Consider the following 1,455-nt stretch of genomic DNA (forward strand, 5'->3'; position numbering starts at 1 on the left):
CCCCGCCTTCATGATGTGGGTGATGGATACCTGTCGCTGGATCGTCGAGGTCGTCTTACGACCGCAGCAGACCAAAGGATTTGTCCTGCTGAAGAAACGCTGGGTCGTCGAGCGTACCTTCGGATGGCTGATGGGATGCCGACGCTTGGTGCGAGACTACGAACGGCTACCGGAAACGTCAGAAACCCTCATCTACCTTGCCATGATCCGTATCATGGTTAGGCGATTGGCATGATTTTTGACCCCATCGGACTTTTCAAACACCCTCTTAGCGTCTTTAACCTTTATAGGAGTTGATGAAAAAATATAAAGTGTCAAACGATCTCTGTATTACTTAAACGGATTGAGAAACTTTACTGTCACTTCTATATTCTTATCAGACAACAAAATAGTCGCATCATGAATCTCATTTTCATTAGAATCTACAACTAGGCTACCAAGAACCTCGTTTTGCAGATCTTGAGTGTCAGTTTGTATTGTAAGAGTGAAATCTTTAACTGGTGTCTCGCTTCTATTAAATAGATCTAAGGACGTTCTATGAAGAGAATTGATTGGCTTCCCTTTGTACTCTAACTTGATATCTTTTTTAACCTGGGAATCTACCTTTAACAAAGATACTTGTTCTTTTTTAACAACTTCTATAATTTGCGGTTTTTGTCTGGATAAAAAGTTGACAATTAACCATCCGATTATGCCAACAACTATTCCTGCAATAAAAACCACATAGTTTGAAAAAGCTTCATTTAAGAAGAGATTACTTGAATCCTGATTTTGAGGACTACTTGGAATTTGCAATAGTATGAAGCGATAGATGGGATTCCAAAGCATAGGAATTGGATGTATCAAAATCTAATGGGGCTTTCTAAAACGCTAAACATATGAGCTTCAAAACTGCCTATGGAAACTGCGGCATAACTATGTATTAAGTGCCAGATTTGCTAAATAAGACCCCGTACTGCCCGCAGTATCCAGCAGATCTACGGGATAATACCCAGATTTTAAGGAATTAAACAGAATATTTGCTGTATAAGTCCGAGGTTTTGGGGTGCTATCCGGCAGATCTGATGGTTAATCCCGGAGATAGGAGTGCTTATCCGTCAAAAGTGCTGGATAAGATCCCTGCCTTCGGAGTTATCCAGCATTTACGCTATTGGATTATCTCCACTGCCAGTACTCTTGCTTCTATACGGTTGACGGGGAGATTTTGTACCAGTCTTCTTTCTCCTTAAGCCGTTCAGCAGAACGGTGACCACACAGAACTCGAAAATCTTGGCGCTGTCCGCAGGTGCTCGCAACACCTACAAACAGTTGCCTAAGCGAAGGGGTTACCCCCTCCGCTCGGCTTCAAAACCGTGCGTGAGACTTTCACCTCACACGGCTCCTCAGCAGGTGAGTCGTTGTCATTCGTACGGAACGAGCGGTGACGACCTGCCCCATGTGCCTGGTCGTGGCAGT

At 43.6% G+C, this 1,455-nt stretch carries 2 protein-coding genes; one reads left to right on the forward strand and one right to left on the reverse strand.

Translation table 11 applies throughout. From position 1 onward, the window contains the following. Positions 1 to 235 (forward strand): transposase (locus tag VB780_RS25580; RefSeq protein ID WP_323350973.1); only part of this gene is annotated, 235 nt, incomplete at its 5' end. A gap of 95 nt (positions 236 to 330) precedes the next feature. On the opposite strand, the gene VB780_RS25585 is transcribed toward VB780_RS25580, so the two are convergent. Continuing rightward, complete coding sequence (locus VB780_RS25585; protein ID WP_323354018.1) at positions 331 to 828, reverse strand: hypothetical protein; 498 nt, start codon at positions 826 to 828, stop codon at positions 331 to 333. Positions 829 to 1,455 lie beyond the last annotated feature (627 nt).

The organism is Leptolyngbya sp. CCNP1308, from assembly GCF_034932455.1.
Classification (GTDB): Bacteria; Cyanobacteriota; Cyanobacteriia; order Phormidesmidales; family Phormidesmidaceae; genus Nodosilinea.

Coding starts and splice junctions, on each gene's coding strand:
- VB780_RS25585 (WP_323354018.1), bottom strand. CDS start 828: ATGCTTTGGAATCCCATCTATCGCTTCATACTATTGCAAATTCCAAGT.